A 24374-nucleotide genomic window follows, 5' to 3' on the forward strand; every position below is an offset into this window, starting at 1 on the left:
ATCCAGCATCGTTTCCCGAGGTCAACGGCACATCGGTGCGCGGATGGGTCTTTCGCCGTCATCGGGTTGACGTCCGTATCCATCAAAAGTCGTAGACGCGGCGACGACCGCGGATTCCACCCATACTGGACGCGTGCAGTCCCCCATCGAGAGTCCCGAGCGCACCGCCGAGGCCGACCGGTACGTGCTGATCGCCGGGCACGTGCTGTTCACCGTGCTGCTGGCCATCGGCACCATCCGGGCGGTGCTCACCACGTCGACCGAGTGGGCGCCGATCTGCGCGGCGGTGGTGACCGCCCTCTGGTACTGCGCCGGCGCCGTGTGGGCGTCGCGGCAGCCGGGCGCGCTGATCCCCCGGCTGTGGCTGCTGGGGCTGATCGTGTTGTGGTTCGGGCTGATCAGCCTTTCCTCGGAGTTCATCTGGCTCGCGTTCCTGCTGGCGATGCTCATCTGGCATCTGTTTCCGCCGCGCGCCGCACTCCCGCTGGTGATCACGGTGACCGTCGCCACCGTCGTCGCGTTCGGAATCCACCAGGGGCAGTGGGTGATCGGCGCGATCCTGGGACCCACGGTCGGCATCGCCTCGGCCGTCGTGATGACCGGTGTGTACCAGGGGCTGCGCGCGCAGTCCGAGGAACGCCGGCGGCTGCTGCAGGAGTTGATGGCCACCCAGCAGGCGCTGGCGGCTCGCGAAAGGGAGGCGGGCATGCTGGGCGAGCGTGAGCGCCTGGCCCGCGAGATCCACGACACCGTCGGACAGAGCCTGGCCAGTGTTGCGCTGCTGTTGCGGGCCGCGCTGGCCCCGGCGAAATCCGATGACCCGCAGTCGGAACGGGATAACCAGTTGCGGACCGCGCTCGAGACGACGCTGGCGGCGCTCGCCGAGACCCGGCAGTTCATCCGCGGCCTCGATCCTGTCGCCATCGAACGCAACGGGCTGACGCAGGCACTGGGCGCGCTCGCGCAGGAGAGCACCGAGTTGGGCCTGCCCACCGAGTTCCGGCACGACGGCGCTGTCCGCACGCTCGACACCTCGGTGCAGGTGGCGTTGCTGCGTGCCGCCCAGGAGGCCATGTCGAACGCGCGCAAACACGCCCGCGCCCGGCACGCCACCATCACGCTCACCTTCCAGGGCGACGAGATCAGCATCGACATCGTCGACGACGGCGCCGGCTTCGACCCGGCCGCGGTCGGCGGGATCCGCGCGGACGGCTCCGGCTATGGTCTGACCTCGATGCGCGCACGGATCACCGAGAGAGGCGGCGAGTTGACCATCGAATCCGAGCCCGGCCGCGGCACCGCGGTGCGCGCCACCGTCCCCGTCGAACCCGCGCCGATCGAACCTGCGGCGGCCGAACCCTCTTCCGCGGACGAGCGTCCGGGGGTGCCGTCGTGATCCGGCTGCTGCTCGTCGACGACCATCCGGTGGTGCGGGCCGGGCTGCGCGCGGTGCTCGAGCCCGCCGAGGGGCTCGAATTGGCCGGGGAGGCAGGCAATGCCGTCGACGCGGTAGCCCGCGCGGGGGTCGGTGACGTGGACGTGGTGCTGATGGACCTGCGACTCGGCGACGGCGCGGACGGCGTGCAGGCCACCAAGATGATCCGCGCACTTCCCGATCCGCCGCACGTGCTGATCCTGACCACCTACGACACCGACGCCGACATCCTCCGTGCCGTCCAGGCCGGCGCGACCGGATACCTGCTCAAGGACGCCGATCCGAACGAGCTGATCCGCGCTATCCGCGCGGCAGCCGAGGGCGAGACCGTCCTCGCTCCCCCTGTCGCCTCGCGACTGCTCGGACGGATGCAGTCGCCCGACACGGCGCTGACCGCCCGCGAACTCGAGATCGTCGGGCGCCTCGCGCACGGCGACTCGAACCGCGACATCGCCCGCGCACTGACGATCTCGGAGGCGACCGTCAAGTCGCACCTGGTGCACATCTTCGGCAAGCTCGGCGTGGACAGCCGCACGAAGGTCGTCGTCGAGGCGCGCAAACGCGGGCTGCTGTGAGAGCGGCAGTGCCCGCGTTCGGCGACCGGGACTGATCGCCCGTCAGTTCAGGATCTCGCCGCCCCCGTCCGAGAGGAGCGTCGACAAGCGCTCCCGCCAGGCCTGCAGTTGGTCGGGGGTCAGTCGTGTCCAGTCGGTGATCTCGCCGACGATGCGCAGTGGGGCGCCGCTGCGGTACGACCGGGTCGGGTTGCCGGGGAACTTCTTGTCGGTCACGTTCGGGTCGTTCTCGAACTCTCCCGTCGGCTCCACCGCGTACACCCGCGGAAGCGCTTCGCCCGCGGTGAGTTCCGCGGCGATCTCCGCCGCGAGGCCGGCTCCGTCGACGAGCGCGGTGAAGTAGATGTGGTTCATCACGATCTCGGGACGGTAGTTCGATCTGCGGCCTGCCGTGAGGAGCTCGCCGACCCGCAGGTCCGCGATCGTGCCGTGGAAGAACGGTCCCTCGTCGAGCACTCCGGGCATCTGTGATCCTCTCGTCCGCCGGGCTGGACGAGCGAGTCTGCCTCATCACCCGGGCCTTGCCGCAAGTCCCCGTGCCGGCCGTATCCTGAAGGTGAGGCGACGGCATGACGTCGGTTCTCATGCCTCCGGTACCAGCACGAACTTCCCCGGCGCTCCCGCCGCGAGATCGCGGTAGGTCTCCACCGCCGCGGAGAGCGGTCGCGCAAAGACATTCACGGGCGGTTCGAGGTCGCCCGACTCGAACATCGGACGCAGCGCGTCGAGGCCGGCGACGCCCGCAATCGTGTCGTGCAGAGCCGAGTTCACCCCGCGACCGTGCCGCGCACCCCGGGCCGCGACTTCGCCGGTGTCGGGGCCGGCATGGCGGCTTCCGTCGCGGGCGCGCAGCGGAGGCGGAGCGCCGCGGCTTCGGCCGTACATCAGGTCGTTCGGGCAACCGCTCGGCCAGAAAGGATTCGAGGTCGTCGACACGTTCTCCTGCCGCGCCTTTGACACCTATGCACCGTTCAACCGCGATGACCAATTCAGGCGGCCGCGTCGGTCCGCCGGATGTGCACGCTCAGTCGATCGTGAGGTCCGGCTCCGGCACCCACCGGGCGGCACCCCTGTCGGCGGACGAGGCGAAGGCCGCGTACGCGCGCAGGGCGGGCGAGATCCGTCGAACGCGGCCTCGGGGGCGGTAGCCGCCCGCCGATGCCGATCCTGCGCGGCGGTGTTCGAGTTCGTCATCGGTGACGTCCAGGTCGAGGCGGCGGCCGGGGATGTCGATGGTCACGAGGTCGCCGTCCTGGATCAATGCGATCGGCCCTCCGGCAGCAGCCTCGGGCGAGACGTGACCGACGGACAGTCCCGAGGTGCCGCCGGAGAACCGCCCGTCGGTGATCAGTGCGCAGTGTCCGCCGAGTCCGCGGCCCTTGAGGAACGATGTGGGCTGCAACATTTCCTGCATGCCGGGGCCGCCCCGCGGGCCCTCGTAGCGGATGACCACGGCGTCGCCGGACCGGACGCGTCCGGAAAGGATCGCCTCGACGGCGTCTTCCTGCGATTCGAGGACCACGGCCGGTCCGGTGAAACGCAGGATCGACTCGTCCACGCCGGCCGTCTTGACGACGCATCCGTCCGGAGCGAGGTTGCCGCGCAGCACCGCCAGTCCGCCGTCGGAGGAGTGCGCGTGGGCCACATCGCGGATGCACCCTTGGGCCGCATCGAGATCGAGTGTGTCCCACCGCTCGGACTGGGAGAACGCCTCGGCCGACCGCACGCAGCCGGGTGCCGCATGGAAGAGGTCGAGTGCCTCGCGCGTCGGACCACCGCCCCGGACGTCCCAGTCGCGCAGCCAGCCTGCAAGCGTGTCACTGTGGATCGAGCCCACATCATGATGGAGCAATCCGGCGCGATCGAGTTCGCCGAGAAGCGCCGGGACACCGCCGGCGCGGTGCACGTCCTCGACGAGATAGTCGCCGTTCGGGGCGATCTTGCTCAGGCACGGTGTGCGGCGGGAGATCGCGTCGATGTCGTCCAGGGTGAAATCCAGTTCGGCCTCGTGCGCAGCCGCGAGCAGGTGCAGGATCGTGTTCGTCGAACCGCCCATCGCGATGTCCATCGTCATGGCGTTCTCGAACGCGGCCCCGCCGGCGATGGCCCGCGGAAGGACTCGGGCGTCGTGCTCGTCGTAGTACCGGCGTGCGAGATCCATGATCACTTGCCCGCTCCGCTCGTAAAGCGCCCGCCGGGCAGTGTGCGTCGCCAGCGTCGTGCCGTTACCCGGCAGCGCCAAGCCCAACGCCTCGGTGAGGCAGTTCATGGAGTTCGCGGTGAACATTCCCGAACACGAACCGCATGTCGGACATGCATTTTCCTCGATACGCAGCAGATCCGCATCCGACACGTTGTCGTCCGCCGCGGCCGACATCGACGAGATCAGATGCTGCCGTGGGCGCACGGTGCCGTCGACGAGTGTCGCGGTACCGCCCTCCATCGGCCCTCCCGAGACGAAGACCGTCGGGACGTCCAGGCGCAGGGCCGCCATCAACATCCCAGGAGTGATCTTGTCGCAGTTGGAGATACACACCAGGGCATCGGCGCAGTGCGCATTGACCATGTACTCCACCGAATCCGCGATCAGTTCCCGGGAGGGCAGCGAGTAGAGCATCCCGCCATGGCCCATGGCGATACCGTCGTCGACGGCGATGGTGTTGAACTCGCGCGGGATGCCGCCCGCCGACCGGATCGCGTCCGAGACGATCCGCCCCACCGGTTGCAGGTGCGTGTGGCCGGGGACGAACTCGGCGAAACTGTTCGCCACGGCGACGATCGGCTTTCCGAAATCGGATCCGTCGACTCCCGCGGCACGCAGCAGGGCGCGGGCGCCGACCATGTTGCGGCCGTGGGTGATGGTTCGAGAGCGCAGTGTGGGCATACGTCCATTCCGCCATCGGCGCGGTCGTGGAGGAAGACTGCGCGGATGCTAGTAGTGAGACTGCTAGCATCCGCCGATGGGCCAGAACCCCGGCAAGATGGCCGAACTCGGTGCGTTCCTGCGCAGTCGTCGCGAGCAACTCGACCGCGCCGCCTTCGACCTGCCCCCACTCGGGCGCAGTCGCACACCCGGCCTGCGCCGCGAGGAGATCGCCTATCGCGCGGGGGTCAGCATCACCTGGTACACATGGCTCGAACAGGGTCGTGACATCAACCCGTCACGGCAGGTCCTCGACGCCCTGGCCGTCACCCTGCGTCTGTCGGCCGCAGAACAGGACTACCTGTACACGCTCGCGGGATACACGCCGGCTTCCGCCGCCGGTCCCCTCCTACCGTCCGCGCTGCCTGCACATCTGCAGCGGCTGCTCGACGCCCAGCTTCCGTCTCCGGCGTTCGCCGTCTCCCCGGACTGGACCATCACCGGCTGGAACGGCGCCTACGAGGCGCTGTATCCGGGGGTGGCCACCGTCGCGCCCGAGGACCGGAACCTGCTGCAGTTGATCTTCACCGATCCGTACGTGCGCGATCTGCTGCCGGACTGGGAGGTCATGAGCAGGCGGTTCCTCGCCGAGTACCGCGGCTCGGCCGGGCCGCTGCTGGGCCAGGCTGTGCACGTCGCGCTGGTCAAACGGATCATCGCCACGAGCGGGGACTTCGAGCGCGCGTGGCAGGCGCACCGGGTCGAGAGATTCGAATCCCGCGAACGCCGGTTCCTGCATCCGGTGGCCGGTGAGCTGGTGTTCGAGCACCACCGGCTCATCCCCTCGGACCTGCCGGACGTCCACCTCGTCGTCTACCTGGCCGACCACCGCGGCGACACGGCGGCGAAGATGCGACAACTGTTGGCGGCAGGCGAAGTCACGACCTGACCGCGAACCCGGCGGCCCGCTTCCACGGGGGCGCTCACTTCACGCAGGGGATGCCGCCGCTGTCCATCTGGCTGAGGTTGGTGGGCGCCGGCGCATCCTCACCCTTGCCGGTCGCCATCACCGCGGTCACCGGGGTCGGCGGGGTGGTCGAGTCCGAGCCGTCCGACGAATCGGAGCCGTCAGAACTGCCGGAGGCCGACCCGCCCAGCGACGCCGGCACGGACAGTCCGGTCCCGGCGACCAGACGCACCGTGTCCGCGGCCAGATCGGAGTTCGACTCGTAGGTGACCCCGCCGAGCAGCTTCGCCAGCTGCTGCGCCGGAGCGGCCGCCCCGGAGCCGTACTCGACGACCGAACTCGAGCGGATCGACCCGGTGGTCGCGGAGCCCCTGGTGAACCCGCGCGCAGACAGCGACTCCTCGAGCTGACCGGCCAGTCCGCTGCGACCGGACGAGTTGACCACGTTCAGCACCACCCCGGACGCGCTGTCGATCGTGCTCGCGGTCGGATCGGGGGTCGGGGTGGCGGCCGGCGACGGGCCGGCGGTGGCCGACGGATCGGCGCTGCCCTTGGGCGGACCGAGCAGCTGGCGCACGATGGCGTGGATCGATGGCAGGTCGACGAAATTGACGTCCTCGCCGTTGGGATCCATGCCGAAGTGGTCGACGGGCAGCGTGAAGAACGTGGTATTCGCGCCGCTGAGGTTGGTGGAGTTCTTCGCGAACTGGATCAGGTTCAGCCCCGAGTCGACGGCGATGTTCTGCTTGGCGACGTCGAGGATGCCCTGGAGCTGGCCGACGTCGGTCAGTGTGCCGCGCTGCTGCAGCTGATGCGCAAGCGAGATGATGAACGCCTGCTGGCGCCGGGTGCGGTCCAGGTCGGTGAAGTTCAGGTCGGTGTTCGGGTCGCGCCGCTGGCGCACGAACGCCATCGCCTGCGAGGCGTTGATCTCCTGCACGCCCTTGTGGAAGTCCGCACCCGAGTAGCTGTCGGAGGTGTCCTCGTTCAGGCACACCTTGATCGGCTGGACCACCTCGGCGATCTGGAAGAACGCGGCGAGGGTGACCTCGACGAAGTGGTCGATCGGGACGCCGCCGAGGAACTGGCGCACCGTCGCGATCTCGGACTTGCGGCCGGCCTCGCGCGCCTTCTGCTCGAGCGTGACCGGATCCTTGACGCCCTGCGCGTCGAGCTCGTTCTTCGCCTGCGCGACCGCCAGGCCGTAGGCCTGTTTGATCTTGCCCTTGCACTGGTCGTCGGGACACCCGGCGAGGTCGACGTAATCGTCACGCGGGATGGAGATCGCGGTCGCCTTCGAGCCGTCGCCGGGCACGTGCAGCAGGATCAGCACGTTCGCGTTGTAGCCGCCGTTCTCCTGGTCGCCCGCGTGCAGCGCCTGATACATCGCGGCGGGCAGCGGGTTGCCCTTCTCGTCGAGCCGGCTGTCCAGACCCATGATGAGGATGTTCTGGTCGCCGCCGGCCGACTTGGGCTGGTTGCCCTCCGCCAGCACATCGGACTGGGTGAACCCGGTGGTGACGCTGCGATAAGCGGCCCAGCCGACCCCGGTGACCGCGACCACGGCGATCGCGACGAGCGTCACGACGACGCGCAGGAACACCATGGGGCGCAGCTTGCCGACGACTCCGCGACCGTTCGTCCTGGCTGCGCGGCTGTTGCTGCTCTTGGCTCTGCGGCTGTGACTGCGACTGTGGCTGGGGCGCGAGTGACGGGAGGGTCCAGGCGGGACTGCCAACAGGGCCTCCTCGTCTGCCATAGCCGTCGTCCGTCGGTGCCGTGGCACACGCCGAGCAGGACCGAGGAGCGACCCCGGTCGGGTAGTCCATGAAACCATCCGAAGCTGTGAGCCCACTGAGCGGCATCCGGTGCGCGCGTACGACAACCGTGGCGGCGGCGCGTCCTGGACACCAACACCGCCGTTCACATATAACGTCAGGTTGTGGAGGCCGCCGAAGAACCCCTGGAACTGGTGCCCCGTCGTCGACCGATCCAGGATCGTAGCAAGCGACGCTTCGACACCCTGCTCACCGCGTCGCGGGAACTGCTGGTCGACGTCGGTTTCGAATCGTTCACCTGCGAGGAGGTCGCGACCCGGGCCGAGGTGCCGATCGGGACGCTCTACCAGTTCTTCGCGAACAAGTACGTCATCGTGTGCGAACTCGACCGTCAGGACCTGGTGGCGGTCCAGCAGGAGCTGTCGGACTTCGGCGGGGAGATCCCCTCGCTCGACTGGCTGCGCTTCCTCGACCGGTTCGTCGACCACCTCGCCCAGCTGTGGCTGACGGACCCGTCCCGTAGAGCCGTCTGGCTGGCCGTCCAGGCCACTCCGGCCACCCGGGCCACCGCCGCCATCCACGAGCGTGCGCTGGCGCAGCAGGTGGCGCGTGCGCTGGCCCCGCTGATCCCCCGCAACCGGCGGCACCTGCGCACGATCATGGCCGACGTGCTCGTGCACATGGTCTATTCGATGCTGAACTTCTCGGTGCAGGACGGCCAGTCCCACACCGAGGTGGTCGTCGAGCTCAAGCGGATGATGCGCGCGTACCTGATCTTCGCCGCCCAGGACGGCGATGCGGAGCCGGACGACGACCCGGACCCCTCGTAGGCCCGCCCACGCCCCTCGTCAACGTCCCCACGACGCACAGCGGCACCCCCGAAAGAATCCGGGGGTGCCGCTGTATTACTCAGTCCTGAACGCGCTCAGGCGCTCTCGATCACCGCGAACGCGCCTGCCATGTCGCCGTCGTGCGTCAGCGACACGTGGATGCGCACATCCGGCATCGCGGCCGCCACCGCGCCGGACAGCCGGATCGACGGCCGCCCCCACGCGTCGGTGACCACCTCGATCTCCTCGGGCCGGACCTGATCCAGGGCGGGCCGGTGGGCGAAGTTGCCCCCGGACCATGCCTTGATCACCGCTTCCTTCGCGGCCCACCGGGCTGCCAGGTGCCGGGCCGGATCGGAGGAGCGCTGCGCGCTGTCCCGGCGTTCACCCGCCGTGAAACTGCGCAGCACCTCGGTACCCGGCCTGCCGAGTTGCTCGGCGAACTCGGAGACCGACACCAGATCCAGTCCGACACCCAGCACCGAACTCATCGAGCGGAATCCTCCCCCGCCCCCTCGAACCGGAACACGCCCTCGCTCGAGAGCCGCGCCCGCGGATCCAACAGCACCTGCGCCTCGTGCTCACGCTTGGAGACCTTCTGGTCCTGCGGGCCGCAACCGCAGCCGTCGAAGCGGGTGCCCTCGGGACGCTGGTACAGCGCCTCGCCGCCGCACATCGCCTCGGCGATGCGCCGCCGGCCCGCCACCGCACGCTCGGTCGCCCGCGCCACGTAGTCCTCGCGCTCGGCCGGCGCCAGCGCGGCGACGAACGCCTCCGGGTGCACCATCGCGATCAACCCGGCGACGTGTCCGAAGCCGAGGCTGGTCAGCAGACCCGCGCGCAGCGGCATGTCGGCACCGAACCGGAGCGGCTCGCGCGCCCACACCAGGTGCGGGTACTCGACGAACTTCTCGTCGACGCAGTCGAGGCTGCGGTTCGGCGGGACCACACCGTGCTCGAGCACCTGGCACAGGCCGGCCAGCTGGAAGGCGGCCGCGCCGCCCTTCGAGTGACCGGTCAGCGACTTCTGCGAGACCACGAACAGCGGGTTGCCCTCGCTGCGCCCGATCGCCGAGGCGATCCGCTCGTGCAGCTCGGACTCGTTCGGATCATTTGCTGCCGTGGAGGTGTCGTGCTTGGAGATCACCGCGATGTCGTCCGCGGTCAACCCCAGCTTCGCCAGCGAGCGGGCCAGCGCCGACTCGCTGCCGCCGCGGGCCGCACCCAGCGCGCCGATGCCCGGGGCCGGGATCGACGTGTGCACGCCGTCCGCGAACGAACCGGCCCACGCGACGACGCCGAGCACCGGCAGTCCCATCTGCAGGGCGAGGTCGCCGCGGGCCAGCAGCACCGTGCCGCCGCCCTGCGCCTCGACGAAGCCGCCACGGCGACGGTCGTTGGCCCGCGAGTACCGACGCTCGTCGATTCCCTTGGCCGCCATGGCCGCCGAGTTCGCGGTCGCCGACATGTCACCGAAACCGACGACGCCCTCGATGCTCAGGTCGTCGAAGCCGCCGGCCACCACGAACTGCGCCTTGCCGAGGTGGATCTTGTCGACACCCTCCTCGACCGACACCGCGGCCGTGGCGCACGCCGCCACCGGGTGCACCATCGCGCCGTAGCCGCCGACGTACGACTGCATCACGTGCGCGGCGATGACGTTCGGCAGCGCCTCCTGCAGCGTGTCGTTTGCGTGCGCCTCACCGAGCAGGTTGTCGATGTACAGCGAACGCATCGCCGACATTCCGCCCATACCGGTGCCCTGGGTGTTGGCCACCATCGTCGGGTGCACCCAGCGCAGCAGTTCCGCAGGAGTGAACCCGGCGCCGAGGAACGCGTCCACCGTGCACACCAGGTTCCACTGGGCGACACGGTCGATCGAGCTGACCATGTCGGCCGGGATGCCCCACGTGGTCGGGTCGAACCCGGTCGGGATCTGGCCGCCGACCGTGCGGGTCAGGTTGACCTTGCGCGGCACCCGGATCTCGGTGCCCGCCTTGCGGGTGACCTTCCAGTCCCCGCTGTCGGCCACCGGGGTGACGACCGTGCGCTCCGGGTCCGCGTCCTGGAAGGCTCGGGCCTCGGCCTCGTTCGAGACCACGAAGCTCAGGTCGTCGTCGAGGAAGACCGACGTGAGCAGCGGGGCGGTCTGGTCGACCATCGCGCCGTCGTCCGCGAACGTGCGGATGCCGCAGCGCGAGAGCACCTCGTCGTGGTACCGATCGGCGATCTCGGCCTCCGGGACGAGCTCGCCGCTCTCGGCGTCGTACCAGCCGGCCTTCGGCGAAGACTCCCAGGTGATCAGCCCCGTCGTCCACGCGAGCTCGACAACGCCTGCGGCGGAGAGCTTCTCGTCGACCTCGACCTCGAAGCGGGTGCGCGACGAGCCGTAGGGCCCGAGCTCACCGGCGCCGACGACAACCACCAGGTCCTCCGGACGGGCCTCGACGGTCGGCCAGCTCGGCCGCGCCGTCGGCGCCTCGGCTCCCGGCGGGGTCGGCAGCGCCGCGATGGTCGCCTGCGCGTCGACACCGTCGACCGTCTCGGCCCCGTCCTCCGCGTCGGCCGTCTCGTCCGCGCGGTCCGACGCGAGCGCCGCCAGATCCAGCTCCGCCTCGCCGAGGCCCCCGGTCAGGTCGGCGTGCACCGGCGCGACCTGCGCGCTCTGCCGCACGCCCGCACCGCAACGCCCGAGCAGCTCGGCCGCGATCTCGTCGGTCGACCAGGTACGCACCCCGGCCGCCTCGACCTGCTGCACCAGCGGATCGTTGCCGCCCATCAGCCCGGTGCCGCGCACCCAGCCGATGATCGCGTGCACCAGCGTGACCCGCTCGGCCCAACCCTTCTCCGCGTTCCAGCGGCCGACCAGCGCGTCGAGCGCCGCCTTCGACTCGCCGTAGGCGCCGTCACCGCCGAACTTGCCGCGGTTCGGCGAGCCGGGCAGCACCACGTGCAGCCGGCTGTCGAGGTCGTGGTCGGCGCCGATGACGGACAGTCCGGCGATCAGCCGCTCGACCGACCACAGCAGCACACGCTGCTGCAGTTCGGACTTCGGTCCGGCATCGCGCAGGTCGCCGCCGACGCGCGGCGCCGCGAACGGGAACAGCAGCGTCGGGGTCAGGGCCTGCTTGATGACCGTCTTCGCACCACCGGCGGACTCGGTCTGCACCGAGCCGACCCAGTCGACGAGCGCGTCGACATCACCGAACGACGCCATGTTCGCCGGCACCACCCACAGCGCCGCACCGGTGCGGGCGTTGGCGCGGTACAGCTCCCGGTAGAAGCCGAGCCGCTCCGAGTTCAGCGAGGACGTGGTCGCGACCACCGTCGCGCCGCCGGCCAGCAGCTCGCCGACCACCGCGGCCGCGATGGATCCGCGGCTGGCGCCGGTGACCACGGCGACCTCGTCGCTCCACGCGCCGGCCTCGCCGTCACCCTTGCGGGCGCTCGCCGCGATCTCGCGGTAGCGCTCGGCGAGCTTGGTACGGCCGTCGAGCAGCGCGCGCTTCTGCCACCAGCGGGCGTGCGCCTCGACGGTTCCGTCCACGCCGGCGAACCGGTCGGCGATCTCCGCCGCGACGACGTCCTCCGCCGTCCATATCCGCGCGAGATCCTCACGGGCGGTGGCCCACCGGTCGTCGATCAGCACGGCACGGCGGCCGTCGAAGACCGGGGCGACCTGACGCGGCCAGTCGGCGCCGAGCTCGTCGGCGACCAACTCGGCCAGTTCACGGTCGGTCGAGTCGGCCGGATCCGTCGACAGCTGGTCGGCGTGACCGAGCTTCTCGAGTACCAGGCGGGCCGCCGAGGCCAGCACACCGTCGGGTCCGGCGATCTGGTCGGCGAACTCTCCCAGCGCGGCCGAGTCGACCACACCGGAGGCCGCCGCCGCGGCCGGCTTGCTGACCGCGATGCCGCGCGCCGCACCGACCGCCTGCACCGCCGCGTCGATGAGCGCGTCGACCGAACCACCGTCGCTGACGGGGCCGTCGACGAGTCCGCCGAGGTCGCCGCCGCGCACGCTCGAACCGTCCCGGCTGCCCAGGGCGACCGCCGCGGTCACGTGCGAGGCCCAGCCGTCGCCGAGCTCCCAGACGCCGCGCACCCGCTCGCCGATGACCGCCGGACGCTTGCCGGACGGGCCGAGGACCCGCCGCAGCTGGTCGCCGATCGCATCGGTGAGCACCGGCCCGAAGGCACGGTAGGTGCGGGCCATCGTGTCGACGGTCTTGCCGAGCGTCGGCATGTCCGCGTCCGCCGCACCGTCGATGGCCCCGAGCGACAGCTCCGCGCCCAGGTCGACCAGCAGCTGGTTGCGCCGCGAGGACGCACCGTCGCACAGCGACTCGATGGTGTCCGAGGCGGTGATCTGATCGCCGCGCAGCTTCGTCCACAGCGCGATCAGTGTGGCCGTCGCGTCGGCCGCGGTGAAGGCGATGTCGTCCGGTCGCGGGGCGCCGGGCGCGGCAGCGGGGGCTGCCGGCGCGGCTGCGGCGGGGGCCGACTCTGCGGCGGGGGCCGCCGCTTCCGCCGTCGACTCGATGACGTCTTCCTCGACCGGCGCGGGCTCGACGTCGGTGCCGCGCACCAGGTTCGCGTCGCGCTCGGAGTTGAGCACCTCGGGGGTGCGCCCGAACCGGCCGGGCAGCTTGAGCGTCTGCGAGGCGAGGTTCGCCACAGTCGGGGCCGAGCTGACGCCGACCTCGACGAAGCGGTCCACGTCCAGGCCCCCGGTCGCCTCGTCGGCGAACAGCAGGTCCTGCGTCTCGATCCACCGGACCGGGCTGGCGAACTGCCACGCCAGCAGCTCGATCAGCACGCGCCGGCACAGCGCCTGCGGATCCTTCGCGTGGGTGTCGAAGTCCGCCAGCACCTCCTGCAGCGGCTCGGACGGCACCAGGTCCGCGATCTCTTGGATGAAGTCGCGCTCGAGCGAGAACTGACGCGGCACCAGGTTCGGGATGTAGCGCCCGATCAGGATCGACGGGTCGATGCTGTGCGGCACCAGGTCCTCGAGCGTGCGGCGGAAGTCCGGGACACCGCCGCGCAGCACGGAGGAGTGGAACGGGACGTCGATGCCGGGCACCAGAATGAAGGCCCGCTTGCCGCCGACCTCGTTGCGACGCCGGTCGATCTCGGTCTCGAGAGCCTCGAGACCGGCGACCGTGCCGGCGATTGCGTACTGCGAGCCGCGCAGGTTGTAGTTGACGACCTGCAGGAACTCATCGGCACTCGCCGCGACCTCGGCGACGAAGTCGGCGACCTCGTCGTCGGCGATGCCCGCCTGCGACGGCCGGATCGCGCCGAGCCGGTAGTCGCTGCGGCCCTCCTCGTCGCGGGGGACGAGGTGGTGCATGGCGGTGCCGCGCTGGAACACGACCTCGAGGACCGCCTCGAGCGGGATCACCTGGGCGACGGCGGCGAGCGCGTTGTACTCGCCGACCGAGTGGCCGGCGAACAGCGCGTCGTCGTCGAACGCCTGGTTCTCGCGCAGCTCGGCGACCTGAGCGGCCGCGAGCGCGGCCATGGCGACCTGGGTGAACTGGGTCAGGAACAGCACGCCGTCCGGGTGCTTGTGCTCGATGCCGCGGGCCTTGAGCACGGTCGGGTTGTCGCGCACGACCGCGAGGATCGAGAAGCCCAGCGCCTCACGGGTGTGCTTGTCCGCGCGGTCCCAGATCTCCTTGGCGGCCGCGGAACGCGAACGCCCGTCCATGCCCATGCCCTTGCTCTGGATGCCCTGGCCGGGGAACGCGTAGACGGTCTTCGGCGGGGCGGTGCGAGCGGTCGCCAGCATGACCAGCTCGCCGTCGACGCGGCAGCCGACCTCGACGACCTCGGCGCCGGCGGTCAGTCCGACCCGCTCGACCCGCACATCGATCTCGGCACCCGGCCGGACCATGCCCAGGAAGCGGGCGGTCCACCCGACCAGAGGCGTTGCGGTGCGGGAGTTCTCACGCTCGTCGACGGAGGTCGCGACCTGCTGCGCGGCGGCGGAGAGCCACATGCCGTGCACGATCGGGTCGCCCAGGCCGGCCAGCTTGGCGGCGGCGACCGAGGTGTGGATCGGGTTGTGGTCGCCGGAGACGGTGGCGAACGCGCTCATGTCGCCCGGCGCGACGATGGTCGCCTCGCGGCGACGGCGACGCGGGGTCTCGACGACCTCGCCGGTGAGCGAACCGCCCGCGCGCTGCGGGTCGGCGAGCTCGCCGCGGCCGGCGCGGCCACGGATCGCGAAGCGCTCGACCAGGGTGGCGATCGGCGCGGCCTTCAGGCCCTCGTCACGCATCGAGCCGACCTCGACGCGCACCTCGACCACGCGGCCGAGCTCGGTGTCGACGACCGAGGTGCTCTCGGCCTTGACCACCAGGATGCTGGTCTCGGTCGGCAGCTGGTCGTGCAGGTCGATGCCGTGGTCGAGGTGGACCAGGTCCAGCATGCCCTCGATGACGCTGGTGTCCGCGTCGGTGCGGGCGGCGCCGAGCACCGCGAACACCGCCGGCCAGCAGGCGCCGACGAGCACGTCGGGCACCGCCTTGCCGCTGGTGCGCAGCGGGGCGGTCATGCCGGAGCCGGTGACCCCGGCGTGGTCGGCGATGAGGTCGGGCGTCCAGGCCAGGTTGATCCGGGCGACCGGGCGGGCCGTGCCGTCCCCGGATGCGACGGTCTTGACCTCCGGCAGCGCGCCGCCGGCGGCCACCTCGAGGAGCGCGGACATCGCGGCGTTCGCGTCGTCCTCGCTGACGATCGGCGCACCGCCGTCGAGCGTGCCGGCGGGCACGGTGATGCGGATCTGCACCGACCGGCCCGTACCGAGGGCGCCGGCGAGGAGCGGCACCGTCAGCTGCACGTGCTCGTCGTCGAGGACGGTGAGCGTGGCGCCGGTCGACGCGTGGGTGGCGGTCGCGCCGGAGCCGTTGCCGGCCGCGATCGACCACTCGGCCACCTCGCCGAGCCGGTGCACGGGGTTCTTGGTCATCCGACCGGCCCAGGTGACGTCAGGCGCCGCGAGCACCACGTCGAGCAGACCGGTGGCCCGGCCGGTGTGGCGACGGCTCGCGATCGCGAGCGGCTGCTCGCCGCTCTCGGCGAGCTTGTCGGCGGTGCCGCGTTCGAAGCGGTCCATCAGCTCGCCGATGGGCTCGTCGACGCGGGTGATGCCGGCGACCGCCACCGTGCCCGGGATGATGCAGACCTGGTCGGCGCCGTAGCGCGGGTCGTGGGCCTGCCACAGCGAGTCGGACCGCCACCAACGGCGCACGTCCTTGTCGACGACCGGCACGAAGTTGACCGGCTTGCCCGGGGTGCGGCACAGCTCCACGAAGAACGACACGTCGGCCGGGTGGAGCAGCGCCGTGTCGGCCTCCGGGTACTGGGCCAGCAGCGTCTCGAGCGCCGCGCGCGGGTCCTCGAGCGCCGCAGCGTCGTCGAACAGTGTCGGGATCGCGCCGCGGTCGAGCGGGTGCAGCCGCGCCTCGGCGCGCTGCAGCATCTGACCGAAGCGGTCCCGCCAGGTGACGTCGACCCACACCGACGCGTGGGCATGCGCCACCACGTCGGAGAAGTCGGACCCGAAATCGCTGCCGAGGCCGACGCGATTCTGCTCGGGCTCCCCGACCGCCAGTTCCAGGTAGCGGCGCAGCCACTGCGCATAGCTCAGCCGCGCGAGGTCGCCGAAGTAGGGCTTCGCGGTGCGCGCGAGGGCCTCGACGATCTCGTCACGCCGCGCGGCGACCGCGTCGGCGTCGCCGGCGACCTCGTCGAGCAGACGGCCGCACTGCGAGGCCGCGTTGTCGATCTCGTGGATGTCCGCGCCGAGCTGGCTGCGACCGGAGGCCATGCCGCCGGCCGCGGTGCCCGCGCCGACCCACTCGGCGGTGCCGGGGGTGTCGACCAGCAGCTGCTTGACCGCAGGCGCGGTGGTCGCCTCGAGCGCCGCCATGGCCGCGGTGCCGACGATGACGCCGTCGAGCGGCATCTGCGGGTAGCCGTGGGTCAGGGCCCACTCGCCGGTCAGGTACTCGGCCGCCCGCTCCGGGGTGCCGATGCCGCCGCCGACGCACACCACCAGGTTCGGTCGGGCGCGCAGCTCGGCGTAGGTGGTGAGAAGCAGCTCGTCGAGGTCCTCCCAGGAGTGGTGGCCGCCGGCCTTGCCGCCCTCGATCTGCACGATGATCGGGAAGTCGGGCACCTCGGCGCCGATGCGGATCACCGAGCGGATCTGCGCGACAGTGCCCGGCTTGAACGCGATGTAGGGGATGCCGACCTCGCCGCGCTCGGCGATCAGCGCCAGCGCGTCCTCGAGTTCGGGGATGCCCGCGGAGACCACGACACCGTCGATCGCGGCACCCGCGGTGCGGGCCTTCTGCACCAGGCGCTTGCCGCCGAGCTGCAGCTGCCACAGGTAGGGGTCGAGGAACAGCGAGTTGAACTGGACCGCGCGGCCCGGCTCGAGCAGGTCACCGAGCTCGGCGATGCGGTCGGCGAAGATCTTCTCGGTCACCTGGCCGCCGCCGGCCAGCTCGGCCCAGTGGCCGGCGTTCGCAGCCGCCGCGACGATCTGGGCGTCGACCGTGGTGGGGGTCATGCCGCCCAGCAGGATCGGCGAGCGACCGGTCAGGCGGGTGAACGACGTCTCGACGACGGTCCTGCCGTCGGGGAGCGTGCGCAGCGTGGGCCGGTACGCCGACCACGGCTGCTCGACGTCGGGCGCCGCGCCGGGGGTGAACAGGTTGCGGGTGCCCCCGCGGGTGGCCGCGGGGACCACGCCGATACCGCTGCCGCGCAGCGCGCTGCTGGTCATGCGGGTGAGCAGGTCGCCGGGTCCGAGGTCGAGCACCCAGCGGGCACCGGACTCGACGGCGCGGTCCAGCTCGGCGACCCAGTCGACCGGGTCGACCAGCAGCGCGCGGGCCAGCCGGCCCGCCCGGTCTGCGTCCAGATCGCAGCGGGCGGCCCAGTCGGCCACCAGCTCGGCCGCCTCGGCCAGCACCGGGTGGTGGAAGCCGACCTCGACCGCGACCGCCTCGAAGGTCGGGGCGAACGGCGCACCACCGGTGCGCTTGGCATCGCGATCTGCCTTCTCCCGGGCGGCGATCTGCTCGGCGTGCACCTGGAAGCGCGCCAACTGCTCGGGGGCACCGGTCAGCACGACGCGGCGCCGGCCGTTGCGGATGGCGAGGACGGGGACCGCGACGCCGCTCAGGTCGGTGAACAGCTCGGCCAGGATCTCCTCGATGCGGGCCGGCTCGACGCCGGAGACGGCGAGCATCGGCGAACGCTGCGGCGTGCCGACCAGCCCGCGACGGCGGGCGACGAGGGTCGCGGCCGCACCGATCAACTGGGCGATGGCGAGCAGTTCCGCGTCGTCGCGGCCCTGCGCCTGCACGGCCTCGGCGGCCAACAGTCCCTGCGAGTGGCCGAGGACCAGCGCGGGGCGGGTGCTGCGGGGATCGAGCCCGGAGGCCGCCAGCGCGCGCAGGCCGGCCAGGTGCACCACGAACACACCGGGCAGCGAGACGGCCGCCGAGGTGAGGCTGTCGGCGTGCGGCCGGGCACGGTCGCCGGCCTCGAGTTCGGCCCATCCCAGCGGGTCGAAGCCCGCCGGGCGCACCACGCCCAGGTCGCGGCGGACCGCGGCCAGCATGCTCTCCGACGCCGCAACCACCTGCTGCAGGTCACCCTCGAGTTGACCGTCGGAGACGAGCTCGGTCAGCGAATCCAGCCACGGGGCACCCTGCCCGCCGAACGCGAGCGCGAACGGCTCCCCCGCGGCCAGACGATCGGCGAGCGTCGCCGTCGTCCGGTTGGCACCATCCACCGCCGAACCGAATCCCTCCGATCCGAACGGTTCCGATCCGAATGCCTCGATCGTCACGCTGCGGTCTCCTCTCGGTGAACGCCGTCAGGGCGCTCGCAGTGATGTGGGGCGCCGCGCGGGCGCCGAGCGAAGACCAGGGTGGCACACGAAAATGAGGGATCCCTCACGTTCTTTCCACAACCAGCGGGTATACCGAGCAGTAGGTGTGATCGCCGCCACAGCGTGGTTATTACATGAGGGAATCCTCACGTAGTCCCTGCAGGTCAGAACCGGGCACCGAACAGCCCGTCCGAGGACGACCCTCGCGATCAATAGTTATCAAATTGTTATCTGAATGGGTGTCCGACTCGGCCGACGACACGCCGACGCGGCATGCCCTTCGGCGCATCGGTCCGGCGTAGCGTCACCGACAGGTAACGACCCGCGGCGCGGGAAATCCCGGAGGGTGATCCCGGCGGCGGTCCACAGCCCGACGAGGCAGGAGCGGAACCGATGAGTGAGACCCGCGATTCGTCCCCGATCCCCGGCAACTCCCCCGTCCCCGCGGCACTGACCGCCCGATGGCACCGCCATCTCGCAAGGGTCGAGAAGGCGCTCGGCAGGCTCGACGTCGACCTCGTCGGTTCCGGGTCGGAGGCCGACGTGCTGCGCGCCGCGCTCGACGACCTGCTCGCCGCGTCACGCGAGCTCGAGACCGTCGAACGGCTCGTGTCGCAGCGGCTGTGCGACACCGGACGGCCGGCCGCTCCGCGCCGCCGCATCGCCGCGACCGGGACGGGCGCACGGCGCGCACTGGTCGGCGCCGCCACCCGCTGACCGCGGTCCCACTCCTTCGGGGAAGCTGTCAAAGGGTCCTTCGGCCCTGTGCCGCGCCAACTCTCGGCGCTACCGTGGCGCCATGGGATACCTGAGGGCCTGCTACCGACTGCCGATGATGCTCGCCGGCTCCGTCGTCTCGACGACCGCGTCCGGGCGGCTGTGCGCAATGGGCGCGCGACTGCGGCTGAACCTGGCCCGCGCCTGAGCGCGGATCCCGTGGTGCGCGAGGGGGGACTTGAACCCCCACGTCCGAAGACACTGGAACCTAAATCCAGCGCGTCTGCCAATTCCGCCACTCGCGCGTGCGCGTCACAGCCTACGGTCCACGCCCGCGCGCGTGCCAATCCCGCCCCCACCCCCGTCGGCGGTGCCCGTCACCTCCCCCGGCGCCCGTGCGCGTGTGACGAAGTCGCAATACCTGGGGTTCCACACAGCAGGTACCGTCGAGATGTGGCCCGTACCCGTCGACAGCACCGGATCTCGCTGATCCTTTTCGTCCTGCTCGCGGCCGCTACGTGCCTGGGCCTCGGCTGGTGGCAGTGGCAACGCTTCGAGTCGTCTGCCGGCACCTATCAGAACCTCGGCTATGCGCTGCAGTGGCCGCTGTTCGCAGTGTTCTTCGTCTACGGCTATCGCCGCTTCGTGCAACTCGAACGCCAGCACGCGGAGGACCTCGAGCAGGAGGCCGGCGGCACCACGCTCACCGCGCCGGCCGATGATCAGCTCGCATCCATCCGGGCAGCCCAGGAATCGGCGTCCGCGGCGAAGGCCACGACAGCCACCGAGAAGCGTCCGGCGCAGAAGCACCCGGCGACCGAGATCCCCGCCGGCGTGCTGCCGGCGCGCCCCGCGACGCCGATGGCCGCGGCCGACCTCCGCGATCCGGACGACCCCGAGAATCGCGCGATGCTCGAGTACAACGATTACCTCGCGAGGCTTGCCGCTCGCGACACGGAGAGGACCACGCGATGACCGAGACGACGAATGTCGCCGCCCCCGTCTCGGAGATCCCCAAACGGATCTCCAGTGCGCTGCTGCGCTACCGGGTGATGGCCTACGTCACCGGTGTGATGCTGCTGCTGCTGACCGTCGCGGTCATCTTCAAGTACGGAGCAGACACCAGCTGGGCGACCACGATGACCGAGTACGTGGGCATCGCGCACGGCTGGCTGTACATGGCGTATCTGCTCGTCAGCGTCGACATGGCCATCAAGGTCCGGTGGCGCCCGATCAGCGCGATCCTGATCCTGATCGCCGGCACCATCCCGCTGATGTCGTTCGTCGCCGAGCACTACGTCACCAAGGCGGTGCGCGAGGGCCGTCAGCTCTGACCGTCCGCTTCTCGCCGGGGCCTGCCCGGTGAGAAACTCGGTCCGTCGAGAAACTCGGTTCGTCGGGAAGCTCAGCCGGCGATGCGGCGCAGCATCGGCACCAGCTGCGCCAGCGCGCGGCCACGGTGCGAGAGCGCGTCCTTCTCCGTCGGCTCGAGCTGAGCCGACGTGCGCTCCCCACCCTCCGGCATGAACACCGGATCGTAGCCGAACCCGTTGTCGCCGAGAGGCTTTCGGGTGATCGATCCGCGCCACTCACCGCGTACCACGACCTCGTCGCCGACCGGCGAGAAGTTGCCCGGGACGACCAGCGCGCACGCCGACACGAATGCGGCGCCGCGGCGATCGTCCGGCACGTCGGCCAGCTGGCCCAGTAGCAGTTCGGTGTTGGCCGCGTCGTCGCCGTGACGACCGGCCCACCGGGCCGAGAGCACGCCCGGCATGCCGTTCAGCGCATCGACCGCGAGCCCGGAGTCGTCGGCGACGCACACCAGCTTCGTTGCGCGGGCGCCGTCGCGGGCCTTCACCAGCGCGTTCTCCTCGAAGGTCGCCCCGGTCTCGGGGGTCTCGGGGAACTCGGGCACCTCGTCGAGGCCGATGACCTCGAGCCCGGTGATGCCGGCTGCTTCGATGACACGGCGCAGTTCGGCGAGCTTCTTCGCGTTGCGGCTCGCGACGAGGATCTTGCGGTTCACCGGTTCAGTCCTTCTTGCCGAAGGCCTTCTTCTTCGGCGCGTCCGGGTCCGGCTCCGGCAGCACGCCCGGATACGGTGCGGCGAGCGCCTCGCGCTGGACGGCGAACAGCTGCTCGCAGCCGGCCAGCGCCGAGTCGAGCAGCTTGTCGAGCGTCGAGCGCGGGAAGGTCGCACCCTCGCCGGTGCCCTGGATCTCGACGAGCGTCCCGGTGTCGGTGGCGACCACGTTCATGTCGACCTCGGCGCGCGAATCCTCCTCGTAGGGAAGGTCCAGGCGCACGCGGCCGTCGACGACTCCGACGCTGACCGCGGCGATCATGCACGACAGCGGCTGCGGGTCGCTCAGCTTGCCGGCGGCCGCCAGGTAGGTCACCGCGTCGGACAACGCCACATAGGCGCCGGTGATCGCTGCGGTGCGGGTGCCGCCGTCGGCCTGCAGCACGTCGCAGTCCAGTGCGATGGTGTTCTCGCCGAGCGCGGCGAGGTCGATGCAGGCGCGCAGCGACCGGCCGACCAACCGGCTGATCTCCTGGGTGCGTCCCCCGACCTTGCCCTTGACCGATTCGCGGCTGCTGCGGGTGTGGGTGGCCGCCGGTAACATCGCGTACTCGGCGGTGAGCCAGCCCAGTCCGGAGCCCTTGCGCCAGCGCGGCACGCCTTCCTCGACGCTCGCGGTGCACATGACCCGGGTGTTGCCGAACTCCACCAGCACCGACCCTGCCGGGTGGCTGGTGAAGCCGCGGGTGATCTTGACCTCGCGGAGCTCGTCGTCCGCCCTGCCGTCTGCTCGTGTGGTCACGCGAGCAGCCTAGCTAACCGCTGAGGGATTCGTGCGCGCCGACGTGCTCGACGGCGAACTGCTCGCCGGGCGAGACGAGATGGACCGGACCGGAGAACGCCGACTGCGCCTCGGCGAGGACCGCCGCACGCGAGGTCCACGGCGGGATGTGGGTGAGCAGCAGTTCGCCGACGCCGGCGCGCTGCGCGATCTGCCCCGCCTCCAGACCGGACAGGTGGATGCCCTCGGGCCGTTCCTCGGGCGCATGGGTCCACGACGCCTCGCAGAGGAACACGTCGGCCCCCCGGGCCATGTCGACAACCGCGTCGCAGACCGCGGTGTCACCGCTGTAGACGAGCACGCGCCCGGACGCGTCGGTGATACGGAAGCCGAACGACTCCGACGGGTGATTCACCTTGTACGGCGTGATCGACAGGCCGCCGATCTGCACCTGCACCCGGTCCTCCCAGATGCGCAGGTCCATGGTGTCGGAGATGTCGTCGATCTCGCCGGGCACCTCGGCGGACGCGACGCCGATGCGGTGCGCGGTGCCCTCCGGGCCGTACATCGGTGCGCGGCCGGTCGATTCGCCCGGGCCGTAGCGCCGCCACACCAGCAGCCCCGGGATGTCGAGGCAGTGGTCGGCGTGCAGATGAGACAGCAGCACCGTCACGTCCCGCGGGTCCGCGAAGTGCTGCAACGCACCCAGCACTCCACCCCCGAAATCGAGGACGATCGGCGAGGTGCCGGGCGCGGTCAACAGGTAACCGGAGGCCGGCGAATCCGGTCCGGTGACACTGCCCGAACATCCCAAGACGGTTAACCGCATGGCCGTCACTTTGCCACGACGGTCGTGGTCCCGAACAACTTCCCCGCCATTTTGCCGCGTCAGGTCACAATGGCGGGAACGGTGTGACCCAGGCGGCGGCGATCCCGTCGCCACCGGCGGGCCGAGGCCGCGCGGACTCAGCCGACCGGCACCAGTTGCGGCCCGAGGAACCGCGCCGCCAGACGCGCGAACATGTGCGGATCACCGGTCGACCGGAACGACCGCGTCGGTGCCGCGTCGCCCGGTTCGCGCAGCAACTCCTGCTCCGTCAGCACCCGCAGCACGTCCTTCGCGGTCTCCTCCGCGCTCGATACCAGCGTCACGTGATCGCCCATCGCCAACTGCAGGATCCCGGACAGCAGCGGATAGTGCGTGCAGCCGAGCACCAGCGTGTCGACGTCGGCCTCCTGCAGCGGTTCGAGGTATCCCTGCGCGAGCCCGAGCACCTGGCGTCCGCTGGTGATGCCGCGCTCGACGAAGTCGACGAACCGCGGGCACGCGACCGTGGTGATGGTCGTGTCGCGAGCGGCGGCGAAGCAGTCCTCGTAGGCGCGCGACGCGATGGTCGCCCGGGTGCCGATCACGCCGATCCGCCCGGTCCGGGTGGTGGCCACGGCGCGGCGCACCGCCGGCAGCACGACCTCGATCACCGGCACCGGATACCGTTCGCGGGCGTCGCGCAGGCACGCGGCAGACGCCGTGTTGCAGGCGATGACCAGTGCCTTGACGCCCTGCTCGACGAGGTCGTCGGCGACGGCCAGCGCGTGGCGGCGCACCTCGGGGATGGTCAGCGGGCCGTACGGCCCGTTCGCGGTGTCACCGACATAGCGGATGTCCTCGCCGGGGAGTTGGTCGATGACCGCGCGCGCGACCGTGAGGCCACCGACGCCGGAGTCGAAGATGCCGATCGCGCCCGAGGGGTCCGGCCGCGACGCCACCGCCGGCGTCACCGGCCCACCGCCGCGGCGCCGCCGACAGCCCGCCGGCGGCGGTCCCGCCGCACGTCCGCGGAGAGCAGCCAGGCGGCCAGCACCCCGGCCGCCGCGCCGCACAGATGTCCCTGCCAGGACACCCGTGGATCCGAGGGCAGCACACCCCAGAGCAGTCCGCCGTAAACGACCAGCACCACCAGCCCGACGGCCAGTTCGCGCAGGTCCCGGGTGAACAGGCCGCGAGCGAGCAGATACCCGAGCCAGCCGAAGACCAGCCCCGAGGCACCGACCACGACCGTGCCGGATCCACCGAGCAGCCAGGCACCGAAGCCGCCGACCAGCCAGATGATCGCGGTCGCCGCGAGCGCCTTGCCGAATCCGGCCATCAGCATCACGAAACCCAGCACGAGCAGCGGGAGTGTGTTCGCGGCGAGGTGTCCCCAGCCGTCGTGCAGCAGCGGGGCGAACAGGATGCCCCAGAGGCCGTCGAGGCGGCGCGGCACGATGCCGTTCGAGTCGAGGCGCTCGTCCGTGGCGAGGTCGATCAGTTCGACCACGTACAGCACGGCGACGAACACACCGATGGTCATCGCGGCCATCTGCCACCGGCTGCGCGAGACCGGCGGCCCCGACGCTGCGGGCAACGGCGGAACGGGTCCGGCGCCCGGGGAAGGTGTCGTCATGAGGGTCTCGCACCGCCCTTTCGCTGCCTGCGATCAGGC

Annotated in this window: 19 protein-coding genes and 1 tRNA gene; 8 read left to right on the forward strand and 12 right to left on the reverse strand. The window is 71.0% G+C overall.

Annotation, left to right across the window (positions count from 1 at the left end):
* Positions 1-133 precede the first annotated feature (133 nt).
* Positions 134-1396: a sensor histidine kinase gene (locus G4X40_RS00515; RefSeq protein WP_277829498.1), complete on the forward strand. Its 1263-nt coding sequence runs from the start codon at positions 134-136 to the stop codon at positions 1394-1396.
* Positions 1393-2010 carry a response regulator gene (locus tag G4X40_RS00520; RefSeq protein ID WP_277829499.1) on the forward strand — a complete coding sequence of 206 codons (618 nt, stop codon included), beginning with the start codon at positions 1393-1395 and terminating at the stop codon, positions 2008-2010. Before G4X40_RS00515 ends, G4X40_RS00520 begins: the two co-directional genes overlap by 4 nt.
* A 42-nt stretch (positions 2011-2052) precedes the next feature.
* Here the strand turns inward: G4X40_RS00520 and arr are convergent, their stop codons facing one another.
* From arr to ilvD, 3 genes are all read right to left on the reverse strand, one after another.
* Entirely contained in the window at positions 2053-2475 is a 423-nt protein-coding gene (gene arr / locus G4X40_RS00525; protein ID WP_277829500.1) for an NAD(+)--rifampin ADP-ribosyltransferase, read from the reverse strand.
* 117 nt (positions 2476-2592) lie between these two features.
* The gene (locus tag G4X40_RS00530) at positions 2593-2946 is read right to left on the reverse strand and encodes a hypothetical protein (protein ID WP_277829501.1); all 354 of its coding nucleotides are present in this window, start codon (positions 2944-2946) and stop codon (positions 2593-2595) included.
* An 88-nt stretch (positions 2947-3034) separates the two neighbouring features.
* On the reverse strand, positions 3035-4894 hold the full coding sequence (ilvD, locus tag G4X40_RS00535) for a dihydroxy-acid dehydratase (protein WP_277829502.1): 1860 nt from the start codon (positions 4892-4894) through the stop codon (positions 3035-3037).
* A 76-nt stretch (positions 4895-4970) separates the two neighbouring features.
* Between ilvD and G4X40_RS00540 the strand changes: the two genes are divergently transcribed.
* Positions 4971-5822: a helix-turn-helix transcriptional regulator gene (locus G4X40_RS00540; RefSeq protein WP_408642077.1), complete on the forward strand. Its 852-nt coding sequence runs from the start codon at positions 4971-4973 to the stop codon at positions 5820-5822.
* Positions 5823-5856: 34 nt separating this feature from the next.
* On the opposite strand, the gene G4X40_RS00545 is transcribed toward G4X40_RS00540, so the two are convergent.
* Positions 5857-7446, reverse strand: coding sequence for an LCP family protein (locus G4X40_RS00545; protein ID WP_277829503.1), 1590 nt, complete (start codon positions 7444-7446; stop codon positions 5857-5859).
* A 336-nt stretch (positions 7447-7782) separates the two neighbouring features.
* Here G4X40_RS00545 and G4X40_RS00550 point away from each other — a divergent pair, with 336 nt between their 5' ends.
* Complete coding sequence (locus tag G4X40_RS00550) at positions 7783-8448, forward strand: TetR/AcrR family transcriptional regulator (protein WP_277829504.1); 666 nt, start codon at positions 7783-7785, stop codon at positions 8446-8448.
* A 95-nt stretch (positions 8449-8543) separates the two neighbouring features.
* On the opposite strand, the gene acpS is transcribed toward G4X40_RS00550, so the two are convergent.
* Both acpS and G4X40_RS00560 read right to left on the reverse strand, forming a co-directional pair.
* The gene (gene acpS / locus G4X40_RS00555) at positions 8544-8939 is read right to left on the reverse strand and encodes a holo-ACP synthase AcpS (protein WP_277829505.1); all 396 of its coding nucleotides are present in this window, start codon (positions 8937-8939) and stop codon (positions 8544-8546) included.
* Complete coding sequence (locus G4X40_RS00560) at positions 8936-18325, reverse strand: fatty acid synthase subunit beta domain-containing protein (RefSeq protein WP_408642078.1); 9390 nt, start codon at positions 18323-18325, stop codon at positions 8936-8938. The genes acpS and G4X40_RS00560 overlap by 4 nt, the downstream gene beginning before the upstream one ends.
* A 435-nt stretch (positions 18326-18760) precedes the next feature.
* Between G4X40_RS00560 and G4X40_RS00565 the strand changes: the two genes are divergently transcribed.
* Together G4X40_RS00565 and G4X40_RS00570 are read left to right on the forward strand one after the other, a co-directional pair.
* Positions 18761-19084, forward strand: a complete 324-nt coding sequence (locus G4X40_RS00565; protein ID WP_277829506.1) for a hypothetical protein — start codon at positions 18761-18763, stop codon at positions 19082-19084.
* A gap of 82 nt (positions 19085-19166) precedes the next feature.
* Positions 19167-19292: a hypothetical protein gene (locus tag G4X40_RS00570; protein WP_277829507.1), complete on the forward strand. Its 126-nt coding sequence runs from the start codon at positions 19167-19169 to the stop codon at positions 19290-19292.
* Positions 19293-19304: 12 nt separating this feature from the next.
* Here the strand turns inward: G4X40_RS00570 and G4X40_RS00575 are convergent.
* Positions 19305-19389: transfer RNA gene (locus G4X40_RS00575), tRNA-Leu, on the reverse strand.
* Positions 19390-19537: 148 nt separating this feature from the next.
* Here G4X40_RS00575 and G4X40_RS22905 point away from each other — a divergent pair.
* The gene (locus G4X40_RS22905) at positions 19538-20059 is read left to right on the forward strand and encodes a transcriptional regulator (protein ID WP_277829508.1); all 522 of its coding nucleotides are present in this window, start codon (positions 19538-19540) and stop codon (positions 20057-20059) included.
* The gene (locus G4X40_RS00585; protein WP_277829509.1) at positions 20056-20418 is read left to right on the forward strand and encodes a DUF3817 domain-containing protein; all 363 of its coding nucleotides are present in this window, start codon (positions 20056-20058) and stop codon (positions 20416-20418) included. The genes G4X40_RS22905 and G4X40_RS00585 overlap by 4 nt, the downstream gene beginning before the upstream one ends.
* Positions 20419-20489: 71 nt before the next feature.
* On the opposite strand, the gene rdgB is transcribed toward G4X40_RS00585, so the two are convergent.
* The 5 genes from rdgB to G4X40_RS00610 form a co-directional block, all read right to left on the reverse strand.
* On the reverse strand, positions 20490-21113 hold the full coding sequence (gene rdgB / locus G4X40_RS00590) for an RdgB/HAM1 family non-canonical purine NTP pyrophosphatase (protein WP_277829510.1): 624 nt from the start codon (positions 21111-21113) through the stop codon (positions 20490-20492).
* A gap of 4 nt (positions 21114-21117) precedes the next feature.
* Positions 21118-21912, reverse strand: a complete 795-nt coding sequence (rph, locus tag G4X40_RS00595; RefSeq protein ID WP_277829511.1) for a ribonuclease PH — start codon at positions 21910-21912, stop codon at positions 21118-21120.
* A 13-nt stretch (positions 21913-21925) separates the two neighbouring features.
* On the reverse strand, positions 21926-22720 hold the full coding sequence (locus G4X40_RS00600; protein WP_277829512.1) for a cyclic nucleotide-degrading phosphodiesterase: 795 nt from the start codon (positions 22718-22720) through the stop codon (positions 21926-21928).
* 137 nt (positions 22721-22857) lie between these two features.
* Complete coding sequence (gene murI, locus G4X40_RS00605) at positions 22858-23670, reverse strand: glutamate racemase (protein WP_408642079.1); 813 nt, start codon at positions 23668-23670, stop codon at positions 22858-22860.
* Positions 23667-24335, reverse strand: coding sequence for a rhomboid family intramembrane serine protease (locus G4X40_RS00610; RefSeq protein WP_277829513.1), 669 nt, complete (start codon positions 24333-24335; stop codon positions 23667-23669). The genes murI and G4X40_RS00610 overlap by 4 nt, the downstream gene beginning before the upstream one ends.
* Positions 24336-24374: the final 39 nt, after the last annotated feature.

It is taken from the genome of Speluncibacter jeojiensis, assembly GCF_029589495.1.
Taxonomy (GTDB): Bacteria; Actinomycetota; Actinomycetes; order Mycobacteriales; family Mycobacteriaceae; genus Speluncibacter; species Speluncibacter jeojiensis.